2 protein-coding genes are annotated in these 4,289 nt (G+C 70.3%); both read left to right on the forward strand.

Annotated elements, in window-relative coordinates; translation table 11 throughout:
- The first annotated feature begins 112 nt into the window (after nt 1–112).
- Complete coding sequence (locus tag CON77_RS01080) at nt 113–1,156, forward strand: efflux RND transporter periplasmic adaptor subunit (protein ID WP_369407332.1); 1,044 nt, start codon at nt 113–115, stop codon at nt 1,154–1,156.
- Nucleotides 1,157–1,172: 16 nt separating this feature from the next.
- Nucleotides 1,173–4,235 carry an efflux RND transporter permease subunit gene (locus CON77_RS01085; protein WP_101046968.1) on the forward strand — a complete coding sequence of 1,021 codons (3,063 nt, stop codon included), beginning with the start codon at nt 1,173–1,175 and terminating at the stop codon, nt 4,233–4,235.
- The last annotated feature ends 54 nt before the right edge of the window (nt 4,236–4,289 follow it).

Consider the following 4,289-nt stretch of genomic DNA (forward strand, 5'->3'; position numbering starts at 1 on the left):
CGCTGTCGCCTCCGGCAGGGCCTGGTGGTGGCAGCAGGGCCCGCGTGCCACGCCCGCTGCGGCCGGGGCTACCCCGGCTGCAGCCGCCCCGGGCCCCGGTGTCGCGGGGGGCATGCCCAGCGTCGAAGTGGCCCGGGTCCAGACCCTGCGGCTGGTGGACGACGCCCAGTCGGTTGGTTCCCTGCGCTCGCGCCAGAGCGTGGTGCTGCGGCCCGAAGTCAGCGGCCGCGTGGTGCGCATCGCCTTCCAGGACGGGGCCGCGGTGCGCCAGGGGCAAGTGCTCATCCAGCTGGACGACACGCTGCAGCAGGCCGAACTCAGCCAGGCCCAGGCCCAGCTGTCCATCGCCCAGGCCAATCTGAAGCGCAACGAAGAACTGGTGGCGCAAAATTTCGTGGCCCAGCGGGTGCTGGACGAAAGCCGCGCCAGCCTGCAGGTGGCCGAAGCGCAGGTGCAGCTGGCCCAGGCCCGTGTGGCCCGCATGCGCCTGGTGGCGCCGTTCAACGGCCACGTCGGCATCCGCAGCGTCCACCTGGGCGACTACGTCAAGGACGGCGCCGACCTGGTCAAGCTGGAAGACACCTCCCAGCTCTACGTCGATTTCCGGCTGCCCGAACGCTACCAGGCCCGCGTCGCGCCGGGCCAGCCGGTGCAGGTGCAGCTCGACGCCCTGCCGGGGCGCAGCTTCACCGCCCGCATCCAGGCGCTGGAGCCGGCGGTCGAGGCCGATGGCCGCGCCCTGGCGGTGCGCGCCGCCCTGCCGGTCGACCGCGAGGCGCTGCTGCGCCCGGGTTTGTTTGCGCGCGTCACGGTCACGCTCTCGGTGGACGAGGCCGCCTTGATGGTGCCGGAAGAGGCCATCGTGCCGCAGGGCGGGCGCCAGACGGTGGTCCGCGTGGTGGACACGGCGGCCGGGGAGGGCGGTGCGCCGGTCTCGCGCCGCAGCGTCGTCACCCTGGGTTTGCGCCGTGGGGCCCTGGTGCAGGTGCTCGACGGCCTGCAGGCCGGCGACACCGTCGTGGTGGCCGGTCAGCAGCGCCTGCAGCGGGACGGCACTGCCGTGCGGGTGATCGAACTGGCCCGCCCGGCCGCAGGCACCCCGGCACCCGCCACCGCCCCGGCGGCCCCGTCGGGGTCCAAGCCCGCGGCCGGTTGACGGGCAGGAGGCCACCATGCAGTTGCCAGAAATCGCCATCCGCCGGCCGGTGTTCGCCACCGTGCTGTCCCTGCTGGTGCTGCTCATCGGCTGGGTCTCGTTCAGCCAGCTGTCGGTGCGCGAGTACCCCAAGATCGACGAGCCCAACGTCACCGTCAGCACCCGCTTTGCCGGGGCTTCGAGCGAGGTGGTCGAGTCCCAGGTCACCAAGCCGCTGGAAGACTCGCTCGCCGGCATCGAGGGGGTGGACGTCATCACCTCCATCAGCCGGCAGGAGCAGAGCCAGATCACCGTGCGCTTCAAGCTGGAGCGCGACCCCGACGCCGCCGCCGCCGAGGTGCGCGACAAGGTCAGCCGGGTGCGCGGGCGCCTGCCGCAGACCATCGACGAACCGGTGGTGGCCAAGGTCGAGGCCGACGCCTTCCCCGTGGTCTGGATCGCCCTGAGTTCCGACACCCACAACGCCCTGCAGCTGTCGGACTACGCCAACCGCATCGCCAAGCCGCTGCTGCAGACCGCCACCGGCGTGGCCGATGTGCGCGTCTACGGCGAGCGCAAGTACGCCATGCGCCTGTGGCTGGACCCGGACCGCCTGGCCGCCTACCGCCTGACCGTGCAGGACGTGGAGGACGCGCTGCGCCGTTCCAACCTGGAGGTGCCGGCCGGGCGCATCGAGAGCGCGCAGCGCGAGTTCAACGTCACCGCCACCACCGACCTGCAAACGCCCGAGCAGTTCGCCGCCGTGGCCATTCGCAGTGTCAACGGCCTGCCGGTGCGCATCGGCGACGTGGCCCGGGTGGTGCAGGGCCCGCAGGACGAGCGCACCTCGGTGCGCCTGAACGGCCGCGACGCCATTTCCTTGGGTGTGATCCGCCAAGCCACAGCCAACCCGCTGGAGCTGTCGGCCGCCGTCACCGCCTTGCTCGACCGCCTGCGCGAAGACCTGCCCCCCGGCGTCAGCGTGCAGATCGCCAACGACAACTCGGTCTTCATCGACCGTTCGATCAAAGCCGTCTACAGCACCATTCTGGAAGCGGTGGTGCTGGTGTCGCTGGTCATCTTCGTGTTCCTGCGCAGCCTGCGCGCGTCCATCATCCCGCTGGTCACGATTCCCGTCAGCCTGATCGGCGCCTTCGCGCTCATGGCGCTGTTCGGCTTTTCCATCAACACCCTCACCCTGCTGGCGCTGGTGCTGGCCATCGGGCTGGTGGTGGATGACGCCATCGTGGTGCTGGAAAACATCTACCGCCACATCGAAGAAGGCCTGACGCCGTTTGCCGCCGCCATCCGCGGAGCCAAAGAAATTGGCTTCGCCGTGGTCGCCATGACGCTGACCCTGGCCGCGGTCTACGCGCCCCTGGCCTTCACCCCGGGGCGCACCGGGCGGCTGTTCGCCGAGTTCGCGCTGGCCCTGGCCGGGGCGGTGCTGGTGTCGGGCTTCGTCGCGCTCACGCTGTCGCCCATGATGTGCTCCCAGCTGCTGCGCCACAACCCCGCGCCCAACCGATTCGACCGGGGCATGGAGGCGCTGCTGACGGGCATCACCCGGGGGTACAGCGGTCTGCTGGCCCGTGCCCTGCGGGCGCGCTGGCTGGTGGTGTTGCTGATGCTGGCCAGTGCCGGCGGCAGCGCCTGGTTGCTGCGCACCACCAAGCAGGAACTGGCGCCCATCGAAGACCGCGGCGTCATCCTCACCGTCATCAACGGCCCCGACGGCGCCACGCTGGAGTACACCCGCCGCTACGCCGAGGCGGTCGAGCGCATTGGCCAGGCCTACCCCGAGTTCGACCGGATCTTTGCCAACATCGGCAACCCCTCGGTGGCCCAGGGCAATGTGTTCTTCCGCGCCAAGCCCTGGGAAGAGCGCGAGCGCAGCACCCAGCAGATCGCGCGCGAGGTCGCGCCGAAGATCGCCGGCCTGCCGGGCATCAGCGCCTTTCCCATCACCCCGCCGTCGCTCGGTCAGGGTTTCCGCGAACGGCCGATCAACTACGTGCTCGTCACCAACGACAGCTACGACAACCTGTCCAAGGTGGTGCGCCAGTTCCAGGAGCGCCTGGCCCAGCAGCCCGGCTTTGTCCAGGTGGACACCGACCTGCGCTTGAACAAGCCCGAAATCCGCCTCGACGTGGACCGCGAGCGCGCCGCCGACATGGGGGTTTCGGTCGATGCCATCGCCCGCACCGTGGAAACCATGCTGGGCGGCCGCCTGGTCACCCGTTACAAGCGCAACGGCGAGCAGTACGACGTGGTGGTGCAGATCGATTCGGCCCAGCGCAGCGCCCCCGACGACATCGACCGCCTGTTCGTGCGCGGCCGCAACGACGCGATGATCCCGCTGGCCTCGCTGGTGAGCACGCGCGAGGTGGTGGTGCCGCGCGAGCTGAACCACTTCGGCCAGCGCCGCAGCGCGTCCATCACCGCCAACCTGGCGCCTGAACTCGCCTTGGGCCAGGCGCTGGAGATCATGGACGGCATCGCCCGCGAGGTGCTGCCCACCGGGTACACCACCGACCTCAACGGCCAGAGCCGCGAGTTCCGCAGCGCCTCCGGTTCGCTGCTCATCGTGTTCGTGCTGGCCCTGCTGTTCATTTACCTGGTGCTGGCCGCCCAGTTCGAAAGCTTTATCGACCCTTTCGTCATCATGCTCAGCGTGCCGCTGTCCATGCTTGGGGCCTTGCTGGCGCTCAAGTTCACCGGGGGCACACTCAATGTGTTCAGCCAGATTGGCCTGATCACCCTGGTGGGGCTGATCACCAAGCACGGCATCCTGATCGTGGAGTTCGCCAACCAGCTGCGGCAAGAGGGGCTGGACGTGGCGGCCGCGGTCCGGCAGTCGGCCGCCTTGCGCCTGCGGCCCATCCTGATGACCACCGGGGCCATGGTGCTGGGGGCCTTGCCCTTGGCGCTGGCCAGCGGGGCCGGCGCCGAAAGCCGCCAGCAGATCGGCTGGGTCATCGTCGGCGGCATGAGCGTGGGCACGTTGCTCACCGTGTTCGTGGTGCCCACCATGTACACCTTGCTGGCTCGGCGCCAGGTGCCGGGTGCCCGGCCCGTGCCGGTGGCGGCCGAGGCCTAGCGCGCGCCGCCTCGCCGGCTCCGCTTGTGCGCGCGGGCCTGGCGGCCCACGTTT

Origin of the sequence: Macromonas nakdongensis, from assembly GCF_002837145.1 — a bacterium.
Taxonomy (GTDB): Bacteria; Pseudomonadota; Gammaproteobacteria; order Burkholderiales; family Burkholderiaceae_C; genus Macromonas_B; species Macromonas_B nakdongensis.

Coding starts and splice junctions, on each gene's coding strand:
- CON77_RS01080 (WP_369407332.1), top strand. CDS start 113: ATGCCCAGCGTCGAAGTGGCCCGGGTCCAGACCCTGCGGCTGGTGGAC.
- CON77_RS01085 (WP_101046968.1), top strand. CDS start 1,173: ATGCAGTTGCCAGAAATCGCCATCCGCCGGCCGGTGTTCGCCACCGTG.